This window comes from Bacteroides sp. CAG:633 (genome assembly GCF_000435115.1).
Classification (GTDB): domain Bacteria; phylum Bacteroidota; class Bacteroidia; order Bacteroidales; family Bacteroidaceae; genus Bacteroides; species Bacteroides ndongoniae.
Map to the genome: position 1 here is coordinate 12,721 of NZ_FR883007.1, position 22,227 is coordinate 34,947.

General features: G+C 48.4%; 20 protein-coding genes and 1 tRNA gene. 14 read left to right on the plus strand and 7 right to left on the minus strand.

What is annotated here, in order from left to right:
* Positions 1 to 321: 321 nt before the first annotated feature.
* The gene (locus tag QVP67_RS02845; RefSeq protein ID WP_441293826.1) at positions 322 to 1,317 is read right to left on the minus strand and encodes a lysylphosphatidylglycerol synthase transmembrane domain-containing protein; all 996 of its coding nucleotides are present in this window, start codon (positions 1,315 to 1,317) and stop codon (positions 322 to 324) included.
* Positions 1,318 to 1,387: 70 nt separating this feature from the next.
* On the opposite strand from QVP67_RS02845, the gene rsmA reads away from it, so the two are divergent.
* The 3 genes from rsmA (at position 1,388) to QVP67_RS02860 (ending at position 5,601) form a co-directional block, all read left to right on the plus strand.
* On the plus strand, positions 1,388 to 2,182 hold the full coding sequence (rsmA, locus tag QVP67_RS02850) for a 16S rRNA (adenine(1518)-N(6)/adenine(1519)-N(6))-dimethyltransferase RsmA (protein ID WP_022162050.1): 795 nt from the start codon (positions 1,388 to 1,390) through the stop codon (positions 2,180 to 2,182).
* 60 nt (positions 2,183 to 2,242) lie between these two features.
* Complete coding sequence (mgtE, locus tag QVP67_RS02855) at positions 2,243 to 3,589, plus strand: magnesium transporter (RefSeq protein ID WP_022162051.1); 1,347 nt, start codon at positions 2,243 to 2,245, stop codon at positions 3,587 to 3,589.
* Positions 3,590 to 3,744: 155 nt separating this feature from the next.
* Positions 3,745 to 5,601: a DUF349 domain-containing protein gene (locus tag QVP67_RS02860; RefSeq protein ID WP_022162052.1), complete on the plus strand. Its 1,857-nt coding sequence runs from the start codon at positions 3,745 to 3,747 to the stop codon at positions 5,599 to 5,601.
* Between the two features lie 308 nt (positions 5,602 to 5,909).
* On the opposite strand, the gene QVP67_RS02865 is transcribed toward QVP67_RS02860, so the two are convergent.
* Positions 5,910 to 5,983: transfer RNA gene (locus QVP67_RS02865), tRNA-Gln, on the minus strand.
* Positions 5,984 to 6,201: 218 nt separating this feature from the next.
* On the opposite strand from QVP67_RS02865, the gene rsfS reads away from it, so the two are divergent.
* The 3 genes from rsfS to QVP67_RS02880 are packed head-to-tail and all read left to right on the plus strand — an operon-like array spanning position 6,202 to position 9,519.
* Entirely contained in the window at positions 6,202 to 6,561 is a 360-nt protein-coding gene (rsfS, locus tag QVP67_RS02870) for a ribosome silencing factor (RefSeq protein WP_022162053.1), read from the plus strand.
* 15 nt (positions 6,562 to 6,576) lie between these two features.
* Entirely contained in the window at positions 6,577 to 8,646 is a 2,070-nt protein-coding gene (gene ftsH, locus QVP67_RS02875) for an ATP-dependent zinc metalloprotease FtsH (protein WP_022162054.1), read from the plus strand.
* A gap of 33 nt (positions 8,647 to 8,679) precedes the next feature.
* On the plus strand, positions 8,680 to 9,519 hold the full coding sequence (locus tag QVP67_RS02880) for a phosphatidate cytidylyltransferase (protein WP_022162055.1): 840 nt from the start codon (positions 8,680 to 8,682) through the stop codon (positions 9,517 to 9,519).
* A 284-nt stretch (positions 9,520 to 9,803) separates the two neighbouring features.
* Here QVP67_RS02880 and QVP67_RS02885 read toward each other — a convergent pair whose 3' ends face one another.
* The 3 genes from QVP67_RS02885 to surE all read right to left on the minus strand — a co-directional run bounded on the left by QVP67_RS02885 (position 9,804) and on the right by surE (position 12,669).
* A complete protein-coding gene (locus QVP67_RS02885) occupies positions 9,804 to 10,565 on the minus strand; it encodes a NigD1/NigD2 family lipoprotein (RefSeq protein ID WP_022162056.1) in 762 nt (253 codons plus the stop codon).
* 127 nt (positions 10,566 to 10,692) lie between these two features.
* Entirely contained in the window at positions 10,693 to 11,835 is a 1,143-nt protein-coding gene (gene lpxB / locus QVP67_RS02890; protein WP_022162057.1) for a lipid-A-disaccharide synthase, read from the minus strand.
* Between the two features lie 69 nt (positions 11,836 to 11,904).
* Entirely contained in the window at positions 11,905 to 12,669 is a 765-nt protein-coding gene (surE, locus tag QVP67_RS02895) for a 5'/3'-nucleotidase SurE (RefSeq protein ID WP_022162058.1), read from the minus strand.
* A gap of 206 nt (positions 12,670 to 12,875) precedes the next feature.
* Between surE and QVP67_RS02900 the strand changes: the two genes are divergently transcribed.
* The 8 genes from QVP67_RS02900 to QVP67_RS02935 all read left to right on the plus strand — a co-directional run bounded on the left by QVP67_RS02900 (position 12,876) and on the right by QVP67_RS02935 (position 20,757).
* Positions 12,876 to 13,301: a hypothetical protein gene (locus tag QVP67_RS02900; RefSeq protein WP_287641707.1), complete on the plus strand. Its 426-nt coding sequence runs from the start codon at positions 12,876 to 12,878 to the stop codon at positions 13,299 to 13,301.
* The gene (locus tag QVP67_RS02905; protein ID WP_022162060.1) at positions 13,294 to 13,494 is read left to right on the plus strand and encodes a helix-turn-helix transcriptional regulator; all 201 of its coding nucleotides are present in this window, start codon (positions 13,294 to 13,296) and stop codon (positions 13,492 to 13,494) included. The genes QVP67_RS02900 and QVP67_RS02905 overlap by 8 nt, the downstream gene beginning before the upstream one ends.
* Positions 13,495 to 13,662: 168 nt before the next feature.
* A complete protein-coding gene (locus QVP67_RS02910; RefSeq protein ID WP_287641732.1) occupies positions 13,663 to 14,139 on the plus strand; it encodes a DUF456 domain-containing protein in 477 nt (158 codons plus the stop codon).
* A 276-nt stretch (positions 14,140 to 14,415) separates the two neighbouring features.
* The gene (locus tag QVP67_RS02915; RefSeq protein WP_022162062.1) at positions 14,416 to 15,180 is read left to right on the plus strand and encodes a ParA family protein; all 765 of its coding nucleotides are present in this window, start codon (positions 14,416 to 14,418) and stop codon (positions 15,178 to 15,180) included.
* 23 nt (positions 15,181 to 15,203) lie between these two features.
* A complete protein-coding gene (locus QVP67_RS02920) occupies positions 15,204 to 16,094 on the plus strand; it encodes a ParB/RepB/Spo0J family partition protein (protein ID WP_022162063.1) in 891 nt (296 codons plus the stop codon).
* Positions 16,091 to 16,954, plus strand: coding sequence for a DUF5683 domain-containing protein (locus QVP67_RS02925; RefSeq protein WP_022162064.1), 864 nt, complete (start codon positions 16,091 to 16,093; stop codon positions 16,952 to 16,954). Before QVP67_RS02920 ends, QVP67_RS02925 begins: the two co-directional genes overlap by 4 nt.
* Positions 16,955 to 16,993: 39 nt before the next feature.
* Positions 16,994 to 18,301 (plus strand): lytic transglycosylase domain-containing protein, encoded by a 1,308-nt coding sequence (locus QVP67_RS02930; RefSeq protein ID WP_288179836.1) that lies wholly within the window; start codon positions 16,994 to 16,996, stop codon positions 18,299 to 18,301.
* Between the two features lie 197 nt (positions 18,302 to 18,498).
* The gene (locus QVP67_RS02935; RefSeq protein WP_022162066.1) at positions 18,499 to 20,757 is read left to right on the plus strand and encodes a RelA/SpoT family protein; all 2,259 of its coding nucleotides are present in this window, start codon (positions 18,499 to 18,501) and stop codon (positions 20,755 to 20,757) included.
* Here QVP67_RS02935 and QVP67_RS02940 read toward each other — a convergent pair.
* Together QVP67_RS02940 and QVP67_RS02945 are read right to left on the minus strand one after the other, a co-directional pair.
* Positions 20,754 to 21,131: a MerR family transcriptional regulator gene (locus QVP67_RS02940; protein ID WP_022162067.1), complete on the minus strand. Its 378-nt coding sequence runs from the start codon at positions 21,129 to 21,131 to the stop codon at positions 20,754 to 20,756. The two genes, QVP67_RS02935 and QVP67_RS02940, sit on opposite strands and share 4 nt — an antisense overlap.
* Positions 21,132 to 21,174: 43 nt before the next feature.
* The gene (locus QVP67_RS02945; protein ID WP_022162068.1) at positions 21,175 to 22,143 is read right to left on the minus strand and encodes a M23 family metallopeptidase; all 969 of its coding nucleotides are present in this window, start codon (positions 22,141 to 22,143) and stop codon (positions 21,175 to 21,177) included.
* Positions 22,144 to 22,227 lie beyond the last annotated feature (84 nt).

Genomic DNA, 22,227 nt, shown 5'->3' on the forward strand with positions numbered 1-22,227 from the left:
ACACTAGCCACATAAACGCCCCAAAGAAGGAACTACACTGACTTCTGAAAATGCGCTATTTCCGCCTGAGCAACAACAAGTTAGATTTATTAACACATAATTCGTGTTTCATTAACAGATTTTCACCATTTCAACATAGCCCGTTTTTGGCCGCCTCGAAGCGATATCCTACCTTTGCTAACGTAGCACGCGAGATGCGCAAAACACGAGCAGTAAATAGACAGCAGAAAAAACGAAAAACAGGGAAAGCGATATTTGAAATACTGATTCATTCATGCACAGGCCACACTCAGGAGGAAGAGAAGCACCTGCCTGCCGACGTCAGGCAGCCGTCCTGCCACTCCTACCGCCAATCGCCAGATGCCCCCAGCCCCACAAGCCCAGCACCACGACAAGCAGCGTCTGCCCCCCATGCACCAGGAGGGCAAACGTACTGGCATCGACCGCGTCGACCCCGTAGAGCATCATCATCGTAATGACCGCGAAATGCCACGGACCCGCCCCGTTGGGCGTAGGCACAATGACGGCAAACGTACCCGCCACGAACATCACCAGACCAGCCTCAATGCTCAGCCCCTCCGTAAAGGGGAAGCAGAAGAAAGTCAGATAGAAGTGAAGAAAATAGCAAAGCCACATCAGCACCGTGTGAAGCACGAAAAGCGGCACATTGCGCACCCGACGCAGCGACATGATGCCCTGCCACACGTCGAGCACCACCCCACGCACCCGCTCGAACACGGACAGCGCACGCACCATCCACACCAGCACCACCACGACGCCTACCACGCTGAACAGCGCCACGTAGAACCACGGCGAGGAAAACAGATGCACCAGCGAAGGCACCTTCGTCCCCGTCTGATGGAAAAAGGTGAGAAAGACAGGCAGTTCGAGCAGCAACGTCACACCCGCAATGAGCAGCATGCACAGTGCGTCGACCATGCGCTCGGTAACGACCGTACCCAACGACTTCGAAAACGGCACCCCGTCGTAGCGCGACAGCACCCCGCAACGCGACACCTCGCCCAGCCGAGGCACCACCAGACTGGTGGCGTAGGACAGGTAGATGGCATCGACCAGATGGCTTTTACGCGGATACACACCCAGCGGGTCGAGCGTCTGACGCCAGCGCAAACCGCGCTCCACATGGCTCCACACACCGAAAAAGAGCGACAACGCCATCCAATCCCAGCGCAAGCCGTGACGAAGCACCTGGAAAGCACGTTCGAAGTCGAAATCGCGATAGACCCAATATAGGATAAAAGCCCCCAACAGCAGGGGCAACAGGATTCTTATCAATCGAGAGCTAAAATTCTTCATTCTTCCTTCTTCATTCTTCATTAAAAAGAACTACCTTTGTGGAGCACAAAAGTAACAATAAACTTGATACATGAGATTAGTAAAGCCTAAAAAGTTTCTGGGACAGCACTTCCTGAAAGACCTGAAAGTAGCACAGGACATCGCCGACACCGTCGACGCCTGCCCCGCCCTGCCCATACTCGAAGTAGGCCCCGGCATGGGAGTACTCACCCAATTCCTGCTGCCCAAGGAGAGGCCGGTGAAGGTGGTCGAAGTAGACTACGAATCCGTGGCCTACCTGCGCGAAGCCTACCCGCAACTGGAAGACGACATCATCGAAGACGACTTCCTGAAGATGAACCTGCGGCGCGTGTTCGACGGAAACCCCTTCGTGCTGACCGGCAACTATCCCTACAACATATCGAGCCAGATCTTCTTCAAGATGCTCGACAACAAAGACCTCATCCCCTGCTGTACGGGCATGATACAAAAAGAAGTGGCCGAACGCATCGCCGCCGGCCCCGGCAGCAAGACTTACGGCATACTGAGCGTGCTGATACAGGCGTGGTACGACGTTGAATACCTTTTCACCGTCCACGAACACGTCTTCAACCCGCCGCCCAAGGTGAAAAGCGCCGTCATCCGCATGACCCGCAACGATACCCGGGATCTGGGATGCGACGAACACCTGTTCAAGCAAGTGGTGAAAACCACCTTCAACCAGCGGCGCAAGACCCTGCGTAACTCCATCAAACCCCTCGTCGGAAAAGACTGTCCCCTGACGGCCGATCCTCTCTTCGACCGCCGACCCGAACAACTCTCCGTCCAGGAGTTCGTAGAGCTGACAAACTTAGTAAATGGAGAATTGAGAATGGAAAATGAATAATGTTCATTAACCGAGAACGAAGAATTTTCAATTACCAATTATCAATTATCAATCAAAATAATGGAAATAGACGAAGAATATATCGACAAAGTCAAAAGTCTGATCGAACAGAAAGACGCCGACAACGTCAAAGTCCTGCTGGCCGACCTGCACCCCGCCGACATAGCCGAGCTGTGCAACGACCTTGAACCCGAAAAGGCACGCTTCGTCTACCGCCTGCTCGACAACGAAACGGCGGCCGACGTGCTCGTAGAAATGGACGAGGACGTCCGTAAAGAGTTCCTCGAACTGCTCCCCTCGGAAACCATCGCCAAGAAGTTCGTCGACTACATGGATACCGACGATGCCGTCGACCTGATGCGCGACCTCGACGAAGACAAGCAGGAAGAAGTCCTGTCGCACATCGAAGACATCGAACAGGCGGGCGACATCGTCGACCTGCTGAAGTACGACGAAGATACCGCCGGCGGTCTGATGGGTACCGAAATGGTAACCGTCAACGAAAACTGGAGTATGCCCGAGTGTCTGAAGGAGATGCGTCTGCAAGCCGAACAGCTCGACGAAATCTACTACGTCTACGTCATCGATGACGACGAGCGTCTGCAAGGCGTCTTCCCGCTGAAGAAGATGATTACCTCGCCTTCGGTATCGAAAGTGAAGCACGTAATGAAGAAAGACCCCATCTCGGTACATGTCGACACACCCATCGACGAAGTGGTACAGATCATCGAGAAGTACGACCTCGTGGCCGTCCCCGTAGTCGACAGCATCGGACGACTTGTCGGCCAGATCACCGTCGACGACGTCATGGACGAAGTGCGCGAGCAGTCCGAACGCGACTACCAGTTGGCTTCGGGTCTTTCGCAAGACGTCGAAACTGACGATAACCTTGTACGCCAAACCAGCGCCCGCCTGCCCTGGCTGCTCATCGGCATGCTGGGCGGTATCGGCAACTCCATGATATTGGGCAACTTCGACGCCACCTTTGCCGCACACCCCGAAATGGCCCTCTACATCCCCCTGATCGGTGGTACGGGCGGAAACGTCGGTACACAGTCGTCCGCCATCATCGTACAAGGCCTGGCCAACAGCTCGCTCGACGCCAAAGACACCCTGAAGCAAGTAGCCAAAGAAGCCGTCGTGGCCAGCATCAACGCCACCATCATCTCGCTGCTGGTCTACCTGTACAACTTCATCCGCTTCGGCAGCGCCGCCACCGTCACCTACTCGGTGTCCATCAGCCTGTTTGCCGTCGTGATGTTCGCCTCCATCTTCGGCACCCTGGTGCCCATGACACTCGAAAAGCTGAAAGTAGACCCCGCCATCGCCACAGGCCCCTTTATCTCCATCACCAACGACATCATCGGCATGATGCTCTACATGGGAATAACCGTGCTGCTGGCCTGACAACAGAAACAAACTAACCGTACAATCGGTAAAAAAATGCCATAAAAACAAAAAAAAATCAGCAAAAAAGTATGAAATAACCTTTTTATTTCATTTATTTGTAGCCTAATGTGTAAAACCGACGGGAACAACCCGTTTCTAAAAAAGTAAATACAATGACGGACACTCATGACACTAATCTCCCCGAAAAAACCGTGGAATTAGAAGAAGAAAAAAAAGCAGCAGAGGTTTTTGAACCGGCGACAACAGAAACTCCCGCTGAAGAAAACGTTTCGGAAAAGCCGGCAGAAACAACTCCGAAACTACTGACCAAGGAAGAAATACTGGCCCGACTGAAAGAACTTGCCACGGATGTGGAAAACGTAGCCAAAACAGAAATCGACGGATTAAAGCAGGCATTCTACAAGCTGCACAACGCCGAGCAGGAAGCCGCTAAAAAGCAATTCATCGAAAATGGTGGAGCCGCAGAGGACTTTGTGCCGCAAACCGACACCGTGGAAGAAGAATTCAAAAACGCCATGTCCGTCATCAAAGAAAAAAGAAGCGCCGCCAACGCCGAGCTCGAAAAACAGAAGGAAATGAACCTGCAGGTCAAACTATCTATCATCGAAGAACTGAAAGACCTCATCGACTCGCCCGACGACGCCAACAAATCGTACGCCGAATTCAAACGCCTGCAACAGCAATGGAACGAAGTGAAACTCGTGCCGCAGGGCAAAATCAACGAACTCTGGAAGAACTACCAGCTCTACGTTGAAAAATTCTACGACCTGCTCAAGCTGAACAACGAATTCCGTGAATACGATTTCAAGAAAAACCTCGAAATCAAGACACACCTGTGCGAGGCTGCCGAAAAGCTGGCCGACGAACCCGACGTTGTATCGGCCTTCCACCAACTGCAAAAACTGCATCAGGAATTCCGCGATACGGGCCCCGTAGCCAAAGAACTGCGCGAAGAGATCTGGACACGCTTCAAGACCGCCTCGACAGCTGTTAACCGGCGTCACCAGCAGCATTTCGAAGCCCTGAAAGAAACCGAGCAGAACAACCTTGACCAAAAGACCGTCATCTGCGAGATCGTCGAAGCCATCGACTTCAACGAACTGACCAGCTTTGCCGCATGGGACAACAAGACACAGGAAATCCTTGCCCTGCAAAGCAAGTGGAAAACCATCGGCTTCGCTCCCCAGAAGATGAACGTGAAAATCTTCGAACGCTTCCGCAAGGCATGCGACGAATTCTTCAAGAAAAAAGCCGAATTCTTCAAGTCGCTGAAAGAAGGCATGAGCGAGAACCTCGAAAAGAAACGTGCCCTTTGCGAGAAAGCCGAAGCCCTGAAGGACAGTACCGACTGGAAGAAAACAGCCGACGAGCTGACCAAACTGCAAAAAGAATGGAAAACCATCGGTCCCGTGGCCAAGAAATACTCCGATGCCGTATGGAAACGCTTCATCGGCGCATGCGACTATTTCTTCGAGCAAAAGAACAAGGCAACTTCCTCGCAACGCACCGTCGAGCTGGAGAACCTCGAAAAGAAGAAAGAAATCATCGCCAAACTGAACGCCATCAGCGAAGATATGGATACAGACGAAGCTTCTCAGTTCGTCAAAGACCTGATGAAGGAATGGAACGCCATCGGCTTTGTGCCCTTCAAAGATAAGGACAAGATATACAAGCAATATCATGCCCAGATAGACAAGCTGTTCGACCGCTTCGACATCAGCGCCTCCAACAAGAAGTTGAGCAACTTCAAGACGAGCATCAGCAGCATCTCCGAAGGCAATTCACAAGCCCTCTACCGCGAACGCGAGAAACTTGTACGCACCTGCGACAACATGAAGGCCGAACTGCAAACCTACGAGAACAATTTGGGCTTCCTGAACGCATCGTCGAAGAAAGGAAACAGCCTGCTGACTGAACTGAACCGCAAGGTAGAAAAACTGAAAAACGACATCGAACTGGTGAAGCAAAAAATCAAAGTGATCGACGAAAACATCAAGAACGGCGATTAACCCTCTCACCAACCGACCGATAAAGACAAACTGAAAGAGGTTGTATCCGGAAGCCTCCCGTCTTTACACAGACAGGAGCATACTTCCAGATACAACCTCTTCTGTTTTTCTCCAGTTAGAGAATAATTTTTCCCCAGTTAGGAAAAAAGTTTTTCCCAGTTAACAAAAAATTTTTTCCTAGTTAGGGAAAAATGAGGAGATGAAGCAGCCTTAATAACAACAGTCTGAGCCAGCCCCGCCCCTACAGAAAAAAGAAAGCATAAAAAAATCCTGCCGGACATCATCGTCTGACAGGATCTCATTTTCTTTGGTTGGGCTACCTGGATTCGAACCAGGAATGACAGGACCAGAATCTGTAGTGTTACCATTACACCATAGCCCAATGGAACTTTATTTCCTTTTTGCGGTTGCAAAGATACGGACTTTTTTTTAATCGCAAACAAAAAACGAATATTTTTTTTCGAAAAAATGGTAAAATCCCCATTTCACCCCAATTATATACCTAAAAAACATCAAAAATGAAAGACTTTTTCCCCTTTTGCGTGTTTGATAGAAGAAATCACCGTATATTTGTCAACAGTTTTAATATAATAATGTATAATGAACGAAGCAAAAAATCTAATTCAGCAAATTACAGAAGGTATCCAAGATAAGAAAGGAAAGAAAATCGTCATCGCCGACCTCACCCAGATAGACGATACAATATGCAACTATTTCGTCATCTGCCAGGGCAATTCACCCAGTCAAGTGACAGCCATCGTAGAATCTGTCAGAGAATTCGCACGCAAGGGAGCCAACGCACGCCCCTTCGCTGTAGACGGACTGCGCAACGCCGAATGGGTAGCCATGGACTATGCCGACGTACTGGTACATGTATTCTTGCCCGAAGCCCGAGAATTCTACAACTTGGAGCATTTGTGGGCCGATGCCAAACTAACCCAAATCCCCGACCTCGATTAACAAGCAAACAAACGTATGGACAATAACAATAATACTGATAAAAAACCCAAAATGAATGTACCCAAGTTCAACCTGAACTGGCTGTACATGCTTATTGCCATGGCTTTGCTGGGACTGTACCTCACCAACGAGAGCACAACCCCAACCAAGGACCTGAGCTACGACGAATTTCAGCAATACGTACGCAACGGCTACGTCAGCAAAGTAGTAGGCTACGACGACAACTCCATCGAAGTCTACATCAAGCCTCAACACGTAGCCGACGTTTTTAAGGAAGACTCAAATAGCGTAGGCAAGACTCCCGTCATCACCACCAAAGTGCCTTCGCTCGAAAGCATGGACGCCTTCCTGCAAAAAGAGAAGGACGAACTACACTTCGACGGCACTGTCAAGTACGAAGAAAAGAAAGGCAACTTCTTGCTGGCTTTCTTCTGGCAGGTATTGCCGTTTGCATTCCTCATCGGCTTCTGGATTTTCATGTCTCGCCGTCTGAGCGGTGGCGGAGGTGCAGGCGGAGGAGGCATCTTCAGCGTGGGCAAGTCGAAAGCACAGCTTTTCGAAAAAGGTTCGTCTACACGGGTCACCTTCAAGGATGTAGCAGGACTGGCCGAAGCCAAGCAGGAAGTAGAAGAAATTGTAGAATTCCTGAAACAACCTCAGAAATATACCGACCTGGGAGGAAAAATCCCCAAGGGCGCTCTTCTTGTAGGCCCTCCGGGCACAGGTAAAACCCTGCTGGCCAAGGCTGTGGCTGGTGAAGCTAACGTGCCTTTCTTCTCACTGGCAGGTTCCGACTTCGTCGAAATGTTTGTCGGCGTAGGAGCATCTCGCGTACGTGACCTTTTCCGCCAGGCCAAAGAGAAAGCCCCTTGCATCGTATTCATCGATGAGATTGACGCCGTAGGACGCGCACGCGCCAAAGCCGCCGCCATGGGAGGCAACGACGAACGCGAGAACACCCTGAATCAGCTCCTCACCGAAATGGACGGATTTGGTTCGAACAGTGGTGTCATCATTCTGGCAGCTACCAACCGTGTTGATGTGCTCGACAAAGCCTTGTTGCGTGCAGGACGTTTCGACCGTCAGATACACGTCGACCTGCCCGACTTGAACGAACGCAAAGAAGTATTTGGCGTACACCTGCGCCCCATCAAGATAGACGATACGGTTGACGTTGATCTGCTGGCTCGTCAGACACCAGGCTTTTCTGGAGCCGACATTGCCAACGTATGCAACGAAGCTGCCCTGATAGCAGCCCGCCACGGTAAGAAGTTTGTAGGCAAGCAAGACTTCCTCGATGCTGTCGACCGTATTGTAGGTGGATTGGAGAAAAAGACCAAGATTACTACCGAAGCCGAACGTCGTTCTATCGCTATCCACGAAGCCGGACACGCCAGTATCTCATGGCTGTTGGAGTATGCCAACCCGCTGATTAAAGTTACCATCGTGCCTCGCGGACGCGCTTTGGGCGCCGCCTGGTATCTGCCCGAAGAACGACAGATCACGACTAAAGAGCAAATGCTCGACGAGATGTGTGCCACACTGGGCGGCCGTGCTGCCGAAGACCTCTTCCTCGGAAGAATTTCGACAGGCGCCATGAACGACCTGGAGCGTGTAACCAAGCAGGCCTATGGCATGATAGCCTACTTGGGTATGAGCGAAAAACTGCCCAACTTGTGCTACTACAACAACGAAGAATATTCCTTCAATCGTCCCTATAGTGAGAAGACCGCCGAACTAATCGACGAAGAAGTGAAGAACATGGTGAACGAACAGTATGAACGTGCCAAACGCATCCTCTCCGAGCACAAGGAAGGACACAACCGCCTGGCGCAAATACTGATCGACAAAGAAGTTATCTTTGCCGAGGACGTAGAAGCCATCTTCGGAAAACGCCCGTGGGCTTCGCGCTCGGAAGAAATCATCAACGCCAAGCGTGCCGACGAGCTGAAGAAAGCCGAGGAAGAAGAAGCACAAAAAGCCTTGGAAGCTAAAAAAGAAGTAGAGGAAGAAGCCGAAGAAAACAAAAATAAGGAAGAGAAAGAAAACAATGCTCCGGAAAACAACTCTTCTTCGGACAAATAACTAAAAGATCTAATCACTTAAACGAAAAACGTTGTGAAAAGCAATTTCATCCAACGTGCTGTCACAGGCGCGTTATTCGTCATCGTATTAGTGGGCTGTATCCTTTACAGCCCTCTTACGTTTGGCTTGTTGTTTACATTGATTGCCGCACTTAGCGTGCACGAGTTCGGATACCTGCTTAACCAAAGCGGTAAAGTCAGTATCAACCGCACCATTACCTCGCTGGGTGCCGCCTATCTGGTTCTGGCCTTGATGAGCTTTTGCACACAGGCGGCCGGTGCCTACGTGTTCCTCCCCTACTTGGGACTGTTGCTGTATCTGATGATAACCGAGTTGTATCTGAAAAAGGAGAACCCCATCGGCAATTGGGCCTGCTCCATGCTGAGCCAACTTTACATAGCTTTGCCTTTCGCCTTGCTTAGTGTGCTGGCCTATCATAATTCGCCTACAACAAGTAGCGTCAGCTATAACCCCATCCTGCCCCTTTCTATCTTTGTATTCATCTGGCTAAGCGACACAGGAGCTTATTGTGTCGGTTCGCTAATAGGAAAGCATCGGCTTTTCGAGCGCATCTCGCCTAAAAAGTCCTGGGAAGGCAGCATCGGCGGCGGAGTTTTCTCCATAGCCTCATCGCTGGTTTTTGCCCACTATTTCTCCTTCATGTCGGTATGGCAATGGATCGGACTTGCATTGGTGGTCGTTGTATTCGGCACGTGGGGTGACTTGACAGAGTCGTTAATGAAACGCCAACTGGGCGTAAAGGATTCGGGCAACATTTTGCCCGGACATGGTGGTATGCTCGACCGTTTCGACAGTGCGCTGATGGCAATACCGGCCAGTGTCGTCTACCTCTACATACTGACTATCTGCTGACAAGAGAGGAGCCAACATAACAAAGCATCCACCCTTTTTGCCTAAGAACTTCCTCAAAGAAGAAAAAACTGCTCCAAAGAAAATAACAAAAAATAAGCGCAGATTAGCACAAAAGCATTTTAGCTCCGTGACAATCTGCGCTTTCCATTACGCCATCTGCTTGGAGTATATATTCATCAATTCTCCATAAATAAAGTGGAGTCATTCTACACTCTTTGCCTATCACAGACAAAGTTACAATAGGATGGCTTCGGAAATAAATACAAGGGACTCAATTAAAAGGATTAACGTAGCTGAACCTCTTCTAAACTCTTTTGCTCAAAATTATCAGGTACTGTAACCGCCTGAGGAGTAGAAAAATCACATGTCAGCTCCACTTCACCGTTCACCTCCGAGTTTAAAGTCAGTTTCATACCTTTGGCTTCGGAAGGTATATCCAGACTTTGCAAACTAAAGGACACAATGCTGGGATAAGGATTACGATAGCCCGACAGGTTATCGTAGTCGTTGTAACGCAATTGTAAGTGAATATAGCCTTCTTCGTCGTAGTACTCAGCATCATCTTGAGGTCTTACCAGACTGATGCGATGCTTGGTATCATCCTTCGGCAGTATCTGGTAGAAAAAGAGATTGAGATAACCACCGCTCACTCCGATATCACCTTTATATATAAGAAGAGGATCGTTACCGAATTCTTCCTCATTCTCGGGGGTAAGCACTTCCACACTCTTGGTCAGAACTTCTGTCATACTCAATATTTTCACCGCATGGTCATAACCTGCATATTCGTCGGACAAGGGATTGAAAACAGTTATTACCCGCTGCCCGTCCACCGCTTCATACCAACCTAAATCTACGTTGACAGGCCACAACGTGCCCCACACATCACAATCCAAGTAAAAAGCATTTCCCGTAGTACGCACAGTGGCCCACAGGGGTGGAGTAAAATCGCCAACTGAATACCCCTCATCATCATCATCGCACGATTGGAGTATGGGCATCAGGGCCATACACAATGAAAGTAGCAACCAATGTATCTTTTTCATAATCAAAGTTTATTAAGTTTCTAAAAAGTCTTTTTATCAACGGACGTTCACTCATAAAAATACGGGAGCCGGCTATTTACTGCACCAGCTCCCGTACTTTTTAACAAATTCTAAACATCTGCGACAATTATCCTTTCTGCTTCAATAACTTCACCATCAGGTGAGCAGCTCGTGCAGGCGCCCCTGGCTCACCCAATCGTGATGCCATATAATCATAACCTGCAAGCATCTGGTTGCGATATGTTTCGTCGTACAAAATACGATGCAACTCTTCTCTAATCTGATCGACAGTCATCAGGTCTGCCACAAGTTCTCTCACGACTTCGCGATTGGCTATCAGGTTAACCAGCGAGATGTAAGGTACCTTCAGCACATGCCGCTTCAAAAAGGCTATCACCTTGCCGATAGGTGTATGATAGCACACAGCCTGGGGAACACGCAACAATGCTGTTTCGAGCGTAGCTGTACCCGAAGTAACTAATGCCGCCTGCGCATGACGAAGCAAAGGATATGTCTGATTGAAAATGACTTTCACTTTCTCCCCGCCTATGTATTGCGCATAGTAGTCGGGCGAAATGCCTGGTGCTCCTGCCAATACCAACTGATACTCAGGAAAATCAGAGGCTGCCCGAAGCATATCGGGCAGATTATCTTTTATCTCCTGACGACGGCTACCTGCCAGCAAAGCTATAATAGGACGGGCATCAAGGCCATTCTTCTGCAAAAAGGCTTCATGACTTTCAGTATAACCTTTGCAAAACGAACTTACTTCATCGACCGTAGGATTCCCAACATAATGAATAGGATATTGGTGTTTCCCCTCAAAGAAATCGACTTCGAAGGGCAGAATGGAAAACAGTTCGTCTACATCGCGCTTGATATTCTTGATGCGATACTCCTTCCATGCCCAAATCTTGGGAGAAATGTAGTAATAAACAGGGATATGCGTATGCGCACGCACAAACTTGGCAATGTTCAGATTGAAGCCTGGATAGTCGACCAATATCACCACATCGGGCTGCCAAGCCACAATGTCATCCTTACAACGCTTCATGTTGGCAAAGATAGTGCGCAGGTGCATCAGTACGGGTATAAAACCCATGTAGGCCAACTCGCGATAGTGCTTCACCCGCGTACCGCCCACTGCCGACATCAGGTCACCGCCAAAAAAACGGAATTCAGCCTGCGCGTCTTCTTGCTTCAAAGCCGCCATCAAGTGCGACGCATGAAGGTCGCCCGAGGCTTCACCAACGATCAGATAATACTTCATAAATGAAGAATAAAGGATAAAGAATGGAGGCTATCAATGGCATCCACTCTTCATCCTCCGCATTAAATATTAAAACCAGGTTTTCAGTTCGTCAATCAGACCATAAGCTGTCACGTCGACAGTAGTAGGAGTTATGGCTACATAGCCGTTGGCCAGCGCCCAATGATCGTTCTTTTCGTTATCGGCGTCAGTATCAACAAATTCGCCTGTCAGCCAATAGTAGTGGCTATCGCCGCGATGGGCAAAATTCTCCCACTCGTTTGTCCACTGCCCCTTAGCCTGTTCGCAGATGCGCACGCCTTTCAGTTCTTTCGCATCGGGGAAGTTCACATTCAGACAGGTCAGCGCCGGCAAGCCTTTCTCCAGCACCATGCGGGCAATGTCGCGCACGTAAGGTCCTGCAGCAGTGAAATCAGCATCGGGTTCGTGACTGCACAAGGAGAAACCGATAGCGGGCACTCCCTTCAGACATCCTTCAATCACAACGCCCATTGTGCCTGAGTAATGAACATTGGTAGCCGAATTATCACCATGATTGATGCCGCCTACTACCAGATCGGGCTTACGGTCGAGTACAGTCTCGAAAGCCAGTTTCACACAATCGGTCGGCGTACCCGAACATTTATAAACAGTCAGGCCGACATCCTTGCGAACAATTTGATAGTGAATAGGTTCATTTGTTGTCAGCGCACAAGCCGTGCCCGAACGGGGAGCATCGGGAGCCATCACCACAATCTCGCCCAACGGACGAAGAAACTTTATCAACTCGCTGATTCCTTTCGACATGATGCCGTCATCATTCGAAATCAATATTAAAGGTCTTTGATTTTCCATACTTATTCCTTATTAAAACAATGACGCAAAAATAATGATTTCGTATGGAAAAGTAAAATTAAAAAACGGAAGTAAATACATTTCTTATTCTACAAATAGTTTCTTTCGTTAAATCATGTAAAGTATACATTACTTTTAATCTTATAAACTTGCATAAATGTAAAGTATACATTACTTTTGCAATCATCAACCAATACATATATATTATGAAAACAAACTATTTGTTACCGCCATCCTACAAAACACCAGGAATGGTATTAAGCCTGCTCTTTGCATGTGGCTGCCTCTACGTATTGTTCAGCGAACAAAACGACCTCTTCGGAAAACTCCTGTACAAGATGAGCATCAACAATGCTTTCGACGAAGTTTGTATCATAGGCCTGTCTGCCAGCCTGTTGCTAACAGCCTTTTCGCGCGAAAAAGACGAAGACGAGTGCATCGCCCACCTACGTATGCAAGCCTGGACACTTGCCATTGCCGTCAACTACCTGATACTGATAGTAGGCACACTCAGCCTCTACAGTTCGGAGTATCTTTCGTTCGTATTCATCAACATGTTTACGATACCCGTACTTTTTCTGTTTATCTTCCAATGGAAACTTTATCGTTTCAGAAAGGACAACCATGAATAATACCTTAAAAGTGCAACGTGCCATCATAGGCATGACCCAACAGCAGCTGGCTGAAGCGGTCGGCGTAAGTCGGCAGACCATCAATGCCATCGAAACCCAAAAATACGTCCCCTCTACCGTACTGGCCTTAAAAATAGCCCGTACATTTGGCAAACCTGTTGAGGAAGTATTTCAACTTGAAAAAGGTGAATAATCTCCCCTCTTCAGTACCTATGCCCCAGATAGCCGAAGACAAAGTCTCGAATAAGCCGCGCTTTGTCCTCGGCTTTCTGTCTGCTTATGGAGATGTAAACATACGAATTTGTCTGCAAACATGATTTTTACTATCTTCGCAACAATCTAAAAATATGCAAGTCAAATGATAGCAGACATTCTACTCATCGTCTTCGGCATCATCTGCCTGCTGGTAGGCTTGGCCGGCTGTATTCTTCCTGCCTTACCAGGCCCTCCGTTAGTTTATATCGGCATGCTTCTGCTCCATTTCACCGATCGTGCCCAGTTCAGCACCATCGAGCTAGTAGTGTGGCTCGTGCTGGTCATCCTCATCCAAGTACTCGACTATTTCGTGCCCCTATTAGGTGCTAAATATAGCGGAGGCACACGTTGGGGCACACGTGGCTGTCTGGCAGGTACCCTTGTCGGCCTATTTTTCATGCCTTGGGGAATTATCCTTGGTCCGTTTTTAGGCGCATTTGCAGGCGAACTGCTGGGAGGGCGCGAAACCAAAGACGCCTTACGTTCAGGCCTTGGCTCTCTGATAGGTTTTCTGCTCGGCACTGCCCTGAAGTGCGCCCTGTGCGGATACTTCATCTGGAAGTTTACCATAGCCCTACTCTGATTTCCTCAATCCTCCCTGCAAGCATTCAAATAAATCTTAATCTTCACCAAGCGCAAAGGCAAAACTCAAAGATTTCCAATATAATTCCGTATATTTGCCCCCTGATGGAGAAAAGTACTCGACGAAAGCGGCAGGCTTGACAAAATCATTTCAAGTACCTCCGAAGTTATTAACAAAAAGGGCGACTTATCAACCGTTTTTGCAATCTCCTCCGGATTTTTGCAGGCGCTATCAGAAATAATCACTTATTTCGCCGCCGATAAAAATATTGAGAATATGGGAAAAATTATTGCAATGGCAAACCAAAAGGGTGGAGTAGGCAAAACAACTACCACCATCAATCTGGCGGCATCGCTGGCCACCCTTGAGAAAAAAGTGCTCGTTGTAGACGCCGACCCGCAGGCCAACGCCTCTTCGGGACTTGGAGTAGACATCAAACAAGCCGAATGCACTATCTACGAGTGCATTATCGATCGTGCCAATGTGCGTGAAGCAATCCATGACACCGAGATTGAAACGCTCAAGGTTATCTCTTCTCACATCAATTTAGTAGGCGCCGAAATCGAAATGCTCAACCTGAAGAACCGCGAACGGATACTGAAGGAAGTGCTTTCACCACTAAAGAATGAATTTGATTATATTTTAATCGACTGTTCTCCTTCGCTGGGACTGATTACTGTCAATGCGCTCACCGCTGCCGACTCGGTCATCATCCCCGTGCAAGCCGAATATTTCGCGCTGGAAGGAATCAGTAAACTGCTGAACACTATTAAAATCATCAAGTCGAAACTGAATCCGGCCTTGGAAATAGAAGGTTTCTTGCTGACCATGTACGACTCACGTCTACGACAGGCCAACCAGATATACGACGAAGTTAAACGCCATTTCCAGGAACTGGTGTTCAAAACCGTCATACAACGCAACGTCAAACTGAGCGAAGCACCCAGTTATGGCTTGCCAACTATCCTTTACGATGCCGACTCGACCGGAGCCAAAAATCACATGGCACTGGCCAAAGAGCTGATAGAAAGAGAAAAATAACAGGAAAAGAGAATTTGTAAAATATGGCACAAAAAAGAAATGCATTAGGACGCGGCCTGGACGCCTTGCTCTCCATGGACGACGTAAAGACCGAAGGCTCCTCCTCCATCAACGAGATCGAGCTGTCGAAAATCGTCGTCAACCCCAACCAGCCGCGACGCGAATTCGACCCCGTAGCCTTGCAGGAACTGGCCGACTCCATCGCCGAAATAGGTATCATCCAGCCTATCACCCTGCGTAAGCTATCCGACGACGAATATCAAATCATCGCCGGCGAACGTCGTTTTCGCGCTTCACAGATGGCAGGCCTCACCAGCATACCCGCCTACATCCGTACTGCCGACGACGAAAATGTAATGGAAATGGCCCTCATTGAGAACATCCAACGTGAGGACCTGAATTCTGTCGAAATAGCCTTGGCCTATCAGCACCTGCTCGAACAATACGGGCTGACACAAGAGCGTCTCAGCGAACGCGTCGGCAAGAAGCGTACCACCATAGCCAATTACCTGCGACTTCTGAAATTACCTGCCCCTGTACAGATAGGATTGCAAAACAAGTTGATAGACATGGGGCATGCCCGTGCACTGGTAACCTTGGGCGACCCGAAGTTACAAGTCAAGATATTCGAAGAAATACTGGAACATGGCTACTCCGTACGCAAAGTCGAAGAAATTGTAAAATCGCTCAGCGAAGGCGAAACCGTCAAAAGCGGAAGTCGCAAAATAGCCCCCAAACGAGCCAAGCTGCCCGAAGAATTCAACATGCTGAAACAGCAACTGTCCGGCTTCTTCAATACCAAAGTGCAGTTGACCTGTTCAGAGAAAGGAAAAGGGAAAATCAGCATCCCGTTCAACAACGAAGAAGAACTGGAACGCATCATCGGCATTCTTGATACTCTAAAAAATAAATGACAAGAAGAAATACTACATATCACGTGATTATTGCCCTGCTCTTTTGCACCCTGCAAATGGCGGGGATTGCCGTGTATGGGCAAAACCGTCCGCGAGCCGCTTCCAAAAGAATGCACTCACTGACAGCTGATACCACCAATTCAGTACGTCCACAGGCCATCGGATTAGCAGCAGACAGTCTGAGCATCGTACCGACAGACTCCACCCTGACCGAAGTGGCCGATACCCCCGACTCATTATCTGTAGCAGACAGCATCGCTGCCGAAAACAGAAGAAAAATGCTTGAAATGACTTCGGCTACCAGCCCGCAGGTCAAGCCCACCCCAACCGATAGTCTGCAACAAGACCTCAACCGAAAAGTTTGGGTTCCCAATCCGACCAAAGCCACATGGCTTGCCCTTGTCATCCCAGGCGGCGGACAAATATACAACCGAAAATTCTGGAAACTCCCCATCTTCTATGGAGGATTTGCCGGATGTGCCTATGCCTTGACATGGAACAGCAAGATGTACAAAGACTATTCGAATGCCTATAAAGACGCCGTCAACGAAAAATGGGATTCGAACAGCATTTTGGACTTATTGCCACCAGGATATTTGGACCGCGTTTCGAAAACCCAATTGACAGAAACCCTCCGGAAACGAAAAGACACCTTCCGCCGATACCGTGATATGAGTATCTTTGCATTTATCGGAGTATATCTGCTATCGGTAGTCGATGCATACGTCGACGCCGAATTGTCCAACTTCGACATCAGCCCCGACCTGAGCATGCGTGTCGAACCGGCCATCATCAACAACAATCAGAGCAGTAGTTTCTCCAGCAAATCGCTTGGAGTACAATGCAGCTTCCGATTCTAAGAAAAGACAATCTTATTAAAGCACATTATAATGATAACCATGATAACAAAAAATATACGTCTGAAGCAAATCATAGCAACTTCCGCCTTGCTTCTATGCACCCTACTGCCTACCACCACCCACGCACAGAATAGCGTAGACGTGCTGATACACGAGAACGGGACCGAGCGTAAGGAAACAATTGATTTGCCTGTAAGTATGACCTATCCGCTAGACAGCCTGCTAAACGACTGGAAAGCCAAAACATACATCGACTTAGGAAAGGATTGCAGCACTTCACCAGACAATCCGCTGTTCAGCGATTCTGTATACATGGATCGTTTGGCCAAGATGCCAACCATTATGGAGATGCCTTACAATGAAATCGTACGCAAGTTCATCGACATGTACACCAGCCGCCTGCGTTCACAAGTAGCTTTTATGCTCAGTGCCTGCAATTTCTACATGCCCATTTTCGAAGAAGCACTCGATGCCTATAACTTACCGTTAGAACTGCGCTACCTGCCCATCATCGAGTCCGCCCTCAACCCTTCGGCCGTATCGCGTGCAGGTGCAGCAGGCCTATGGCAATTCATGATCAGTACAGGCAAACTCTACGGCTTGGAGAGTAACAGCCTAGTAGACGAACGCCGTGACCCCATCAAAGCAACTTGGGCCGCCGCCCGCTACCTGAAAGATATGTACGACATCTATAAAGACTGGAATCTGGTCATAGCCGCTTATAATTGTGGCCCCGGCACTATCAACAAAGCTATCCGTCGTTCGGGAGGTCAAACCGACTACTGGGCCATCTACAACTATTTACCTCGCGAAACACGCGGATATGTACCCGCCTTTATTGCAGCCAATTATGTGATGACTTACTACTGCAAGCACAACATCTGCCCCATGGAAACCAACATTCCTGATGCCACCGACACCGTGCAAGTAAGCCGCAATCTGCACTTCGAACAGATAGCCGATATTTGTGGCGTGCCGTTGGACGAAATAAAAAGTCTGAATCCTCAATACAAGCGTAGCATTATCCCCGGCGAAAGCAAACCTCAAACCCTGCGCCTGCCTGTTACTGCCATCAGTACATTCATTGACCGTCAGGACACCATCTACACACACCGCCAGGCAGAACTGTTCAAAAATCGCCGTACAGTATCTGTAGCCAGCACCAGCCGTTCATCAAAGAGCAGCAGTACAGCCAGTGGAGACGTGACCTACTACCGCATCAAAAACGGTGATACCTTGGGAGGTATAGCTGAGCGGTACGGAGTAAGTGTAAAACGGTTGAGAGAATGGAATGGACTCAGGAACAACAATATACGAGCTGGGAAGACCCTGAAGATATACAAATAAATCTTGTTCAAGTTTCTCAAATGAGAAACTTGAACTATTTTATCCCAATACTTTCTAACCTACAATTAAGCGACCGAAAGCACTTACCTTTAACTCGTCATTTGCAAATATTCGTGTTTTAACAACCAAAACACTTGCAAGCTTTTGAAAAATACTTATTTTTGCAAAAAAGAGAGTGAAACAAGGAGGAACACTGTATGGACGAAAATACAACCATGAAAGAAAAAGCACAGGATGAAATGATTGAACAGGCGTTTCAAGAGTTGCTGAACGACTATCTGGCAACCAAACACCGCAAACGAGTCGAAATCATCACCAAAGCTTTCAATTTTGCCAATCAAGCACACAAAGGCATTAAACGGCGTTCGGGAGAGCCATACATTATGCACCCCATAGCCGTAGCCAAAATTGTGTGTAATGAAATAGGACTTGGCTCCACGTCCATCTGTGCCGCTTTGCTGCACGATGTCGTAGAAGACACCGACTACACGGTAGAAGACATCGAAAACATATTCGGCCCCAAAATAGCCCAGATCGTAGACGGTCTGACCAAAATATCAGGCGGTATTTTCGGTGACCAGGCTTCGGCACAAGCCGAAAACTTCAAGAAGTTGCTGCTTACCATGAGCAACGACATACGCGTCATTCTCATCAAAATAGCCGACCGACTGCACAATATGCGCACACTGGGTTCCATGCTGCCCAACAAACAATACAAGATAGCAGGTGAAACCCTCTACATCTATGCTCCATTGGCCAATCGATTGGGATTGTACAAGATCAAAACCGAGCTCGAAAATCTGAGCTTCAAATACGAACATCCAGAAGAATACAAGGAAATAGAAGACAAGCTTGCCGCTACAGCTGCCGAACGCGACAAGGTATTCAAGGAATTTACCACCCCTATCCGCGCACAGTTGGACAAGATGGGACTGAAATACCGCATTCTGGCACGCGTCAAGTCCATTTACTCCATTTGGAATAAGATGCAGACCAAGCATGTTCCTTTTGAGGAAATCTACGATCTGCTGGCCGTGCGTATCATCTTCACTCCCCGCAATATGGATGAAGAGTTGAACGACTGCTTCGACATCTATGTAGCTATCTCGAAGATATACAAGCCTCATCCCGACCGCTTGCGCGACTGGGTAAGCCATCCCAAAGCCAACGGCTATCAGGCACTTCACGTCACCCTAATGGGCAACAACGGCCAATGGATTGAAGTACAGATACGAAGCGAACGGATGAACGATGTTGCCGAACAAGGTTTCGCCGCCCATTGGAAGTACAAAGAAGGCGGAGGTAGCGAAGACGAAGGCGAACTGGAAAAATGGTTGCGTACCATCAAGGAAATTCTCGACGACCCTCAGCCGGACGCCATCGACTTTCTCGACACCATCAAACTGAACCTTTTTGCTTCGGAGATATTCGTATTCACCCCCAAGGGAGAACTCAAAACCATGCCGCAGAACTGTACGGCACTCGACTTTGCCTTCTCCCTGCATACCGACATAGGAAGCCATTGCATCGGAGCCAAGGTGAACCACAAGCTGGTACCGTTAAGCCACAAACTGCAAAGCGGTGACCAGGTAGAGATTCTGACGTCCAAAGCCCAGCGTGTACAAGCCGAATGGATGAACTTTGCTACCACTGCACGTGCACGCTCCAAGATAGCTTCTATCCTGCGTAAAGAAGCGAAAGCCAATCAAAAAGCCGGAGAAGCCATTTTGGCCGATTTCCTGAAAGCAGAAGACGTACGTATGGACGATTCTGCCATCGACAAGCTGACCCATCTGCACAACTTCCACAATCGGGAGGAACTGTTTATTGCCATCGGAAGCAAAAAGCTGATACTGGGCGATGCCGACAGAAACGTATTCAAAACAAAACAAGGAAAGAGTTGGAAGAAGCTACTCTCCTTCTCGTTTGGAGGAAGTAAAGAAGAAAAAGAGCCTAATGAGGAAAAATCTGCCGAAAAGAATACGCAGGAAAAGATCGATACCAAAAAAATTCTAAAGCTGACCGAAGAGGCCATCTCCAAAGAATACCTCATGGCTCCCTGCTGCCACCCCATACCGGGCGATGATGTGCTTGGCTATATCAACGAAAACAATCAGGTCATCATCCACAAACGGCAGTGCCCCATCGCCATCAAGCTGAAAAGCAGCTATGGAAACCGCATCATTGCTACCCAATGGGACACCCACAAAGAACTCTCTTTCCTGGTAACTATATATATAAAAGGTATAGATGCCGTAGGATTGCTGAACGAAGTGACGCAAATCATCTCGCGCCAACTGAACGTGAATATCCGCAAACTGGATATTGAAACCAACGACGGCATCTTCGAAGGAAAAATACAACTTTACGTACATGATGTAGACGACGTACGCACCATCTGTAACAATCTGAAGCAAGTAAAGAACATCAAGCAGGTATCGCGCATCGAGGACTAGTCATTATCCTTTTGCATATCCGTCTGCCCCTCGGTGAAAGCATCGAGGGCATCGCGCATGCCTATCAGTTCTTCACGAATAGCCTTCAGGCGCTCTACAGTTTCAAAATTGCGCAAGGTCGATTCGCGCCGGTCTTTCATTCGCTGACGGGCACCAGGCAAGGTCATACCTCTTTCTTTGACCAAATAATAAATCAGTTTCAGTGTCTCAATGTCTTCCTTGCGATACTGACGTATGCCGCGTCCTGCCTTTTTGGGATTGAGTTGCGGAAATTCGCGTTCCCAGAAACGAAGCAACGACTCATTGACTCCAAACATCTCGGCTACTTCGCCAATGGAATAATACAGTTTCAGATTCTTATCGGTATTCAGCATGATTTGTTCCTCAATTTAGCATACAATAAAACCTGTCCAGCCATCAATCCATCATCTTTCCATGATTTTCGGCTATCTGAATCATACGGTCGTAGTCTTCAGCACTAAGATCCATGAAGTAGTAGTTGACAGGATTCACCACCTGACCTTTCACGTGGACTTCGTAATGCAGATGCGGACCGGTACTTTTACCCGTATTGCCCACACCTCCAATCACTTCACCACGCACTACACGCTTGCCCAGCTTGGTACGAAACTCTTTCAGGTGAGCGTACCACGTCTGATAGCCGAAACCATGGTCAATGACAATCGTATTGCCGTATCCCGTTTCCCAGCCCATCTTCACCACCGTACCGTCGCCCGTAGCGTATACATCTGTACCCGGATTGGCCGAGAAGTCCATGCCTGAATGGAAACGGGTAGTACCATAGATAGGGTCAATACGTGTACCATAACCCGAAGCTGTCTGTTTCAGGTTCTTATTGGATATGGGCTGAATGGCCGGAATACACTTCAGCATTTCATCGTGCTGCTTGCACATCTCCACCACATCGTCGAACGAGCGCGACTGGATGTAGAGCTGCTTGGTCAGCATGTCGAGCTTCTGCGTGGTATTGATAACGAGTTCAGAGCTGGCCATCCCCATCAGATGCTCGTAGCGGTTGGTACCGCCGTAACCGGCCTGACGAATGGCTGAAGGAATGGGGTCGGCCTGAAAGATAACACGATACAGGTTGTCATCGCGCTGCTGAATGTCCTGAAGCACGCCCATCGCCTCGTTTATCCGATGCGAAAGCACATTGTACTGTGCCTGCAAACGGCTGTTTTCCTGGCGTAACTCTTTCTCGGAAGGAGAACCAAAAATCAGTAACAGAACAATGAAGCAACCTGCCCCAAGCCCCATGCCGATAAACAGACGACGGGCATAACTCATCATCCGCTGGCGGACAGTAGGATAAATACGGTCGTACGTCTGTGTCCGAGGATTATATATGTAGTATACTTTGCGCATCTTTTGGAAATATTTTCGCTGGTCGATGGGGCAAAAGTAATAAAAACAAGCTATCTTTGCGCTGTTTTTTTGAGTTTTTAAGTT